A 2,256-nucleotide genomic window follows, 5' to 3' on the forward strand; every position below is an offset into this window, starting at 1 on the left:
GCCCTGCACGGCAACACCCGCGTCTACGGCGGCACCTTCCTGGTGTTCTCCGACTACATGCGCAACGCGGTACGCCTGTCCGCTCTGATGCAGCTCCCCGTGACCTTTGTGTGGACCCACGACTCCATCGGTCTGGGCGAGGACGGACCCACCCACCAGCCGGTCGAGCATTTGGCCTCGCTGCGCGCCATCCCGGGCCTGAACATCGTCCGCCCGGCCGACGCCAACGAGACCGCCATCGCCTGGGCCGAGATCCTCAGGCGGCACTCCACGAACCCGGCTCCGCACGGTCTCGCGCTGACCCGCCAGGGAGTGCCGACCTACGCCCCGAACCCCGAGGCCGCGAAGGGCGGTTACGTCCTCGAGGAGTCCTCGACCGAGGTCCCGGACGTCATCCTTCTCGCCACCGGCTCCGAGGTGCAGCTCGCCGTCGCCGCCCGGGAGCGGCTGGAGGCCGAGGGTGTGGGTACCCGCGTGGTGTCGATGCCGTCCGTGGAGTGGTTCCAGGAGCAGCCCGCCGACTACCGCGAGCGGGTCCTTCCTCCGTCCGTGAAGGCCCGCGTGGCGGTGGAGGCGGGTATCGCCCTGACCTGGTACCGGTACGTCGGTGAGAGTGGACGCATCGTCTCCCTGGAGCACTTCGGCGCCTCCGCCGACGCCAAGACCCTGTTCGCCGAGTACGGCTTCACGGCCGAGAACGTGGCCGCCGCGGCCCGGGAATCCCTCGCCGCCGTCCGCGGTTGATCCGATCGCCAGAAAGAAGATGATCACAGTGACCGAAGCAACCGCAGCAGCGGAGCCGTTGAAGCGCCTGTCCGACGCGGGCGTGTCGATCTGGCTGGACGACCTGTCCCGCAAGCGGATCGCGTCCGGCAACCTGGCCGAACTCGTCGCGACGAAGCACGTGGTGGGCGTCACCACCAACCCGTCCATCTTCCAGGCCGCCATCGGCACGGGAGAGGGCTATGAGGAGCAGCTGGCCGATCTGGCCGCCCGCGGCGTGACGGTCGACGAGGCCATACGCATGATGACCACCGCGGACGTCCGCGATGCCGCGGACATCCTGCGGCCCGTCCACGAGGCCACGGACGGCCGGGACGGCCGCGTCTCCATCGAGGTCGACCCGCGGCTCGCCCACCGGACCAGGGCGACGGTGGCCGAGGCCAAGCAGCTCGCCTGGCTCGTCGACCGCCCGAACGTGATGATAAAGATCCCGGCCACCGACGCCGGCCTCCCGGCCATCACCGAGGTGATCGGACGGGGCATCAGCGTCAATGTGACGCTGATCTTCTCGCTGGAGCGCTACCGCCAGGTGATGGACGCGTACCTCGCCGGTCTGGAGAAGGCCAGGGACGCCGGTCTCGATCTGTCCGCCATCCACTCCGTCGCCTCCTTCTTCGTCTCCCGCGTCGACAGCGAGATCGACAAGCGCCTGACGAAGCTCGGCACGGACGAGGCACTCGCGCTCAAGGGCAGGGCCGCACTGGCGAACGCACGGCTCGCGTACGAGGCCTACGAGGAGGTCTTCGCCGGTGAGCGCTGGCTCGCCCTGGCCCGTTCCGGGGCCAACGAGCAGCGCCCGCTGTGGGCGTCGACCGGTGTGAAGGACCCGGCGTACAAGGACACGCTGTACGTCGACGAACTGGTTGCCCCGGGCACGGTCAACACCATGCCGGAGGCCACCCTCGACGCCACCGCCGACCACGGTGACCTCCGGGGCGACACGGTGACCGGCGGCTATACGCAGGCCCGCGCCGACCTCGACGCCATGGAGCGGCTCGGCATCTCCTACGACGAGGTCGTGAAGCAGCTCGAGGACGAGGGCGTCGCGAAGTTCGAGCTGGCCTGGGGCGACCTGCTGGAGGCGGTCGCAACCTCTCTCAAAACCAAGGGAGTTGACGGGGAATGAGCAAGGGCAAGTCCAAGGGGACGCCTGCCGGGAACATACAAGCGGCGAACGCGGAACCGCAGACCGGGGCGCCCGAGGCGGCAGGCGGCACACAGCCGTCCGCTCCGGCGGACGAGCTCCCGGTCGCCGACTGGGCCAACCCGCTCCGTGACCCCCGCGACCGGCGTCTGCCCCGTATCGCGGGGCCGTCGGGCCTGGTCATCTTCGGCGTCACGGGCGACCTGTCCCGCAAGAAGCTGATGCCGGCCGTCTACGACCTGGCCAACCGCGGCCTGCTGCCGCCGGGCTTCTCGCTCGTCGGCTTCGCCCGCCGCGACTGGGCCGACCAGGACTTCGCACAGGTGGTG

2 protein-coding genes and 1 pseudogene are annotated in these 2,256 nt (G+C 70.0%); all 3 read left to right on the forward strand.

All coding sequences use genetic code 11. The features are described 5' to 3' along the window. Window positions 1–744, forward strand: a 744-nt coding sequence (locus VXC91_RS44700; protein WP_329513064.1) for a transketolase-like TK C-terminal-containing protein, incomplete at its 5' end; no start/stop codon positions are given. A 19-nt stretch (window positions 745–763) separates the two neighbouring features. Next, a complete protein-coding gene (gene tal / locus VXC91_RS44705; protein ID WP_329513065.1) occupies window positions 764–1,909 on the forward strand; it encodes a transaldolase in 1,146 nt (381 codons plus the stop codon). Continuing rightward, window positions 1,906–2,256 (forward strand): annotated as a pseudogene (locus VXC91_RS44710) (glucose-6-phosphate dehydrogenase); the annotation flags it as partial. The gene tal and the pseudogene VXC91_RS44710, both read left to right, overlap by 4 nt.

Source organism: Streptomyces chiangmaiensis (genome assembly GCF_036281785.1).
Taxonomy (GTDB): Bacteria; Actinomycetota; Actinomycetes; order Streptomycetales; family Streptomycetaceae; genus Streptomyces; species Streptomyces chiangmaiensis.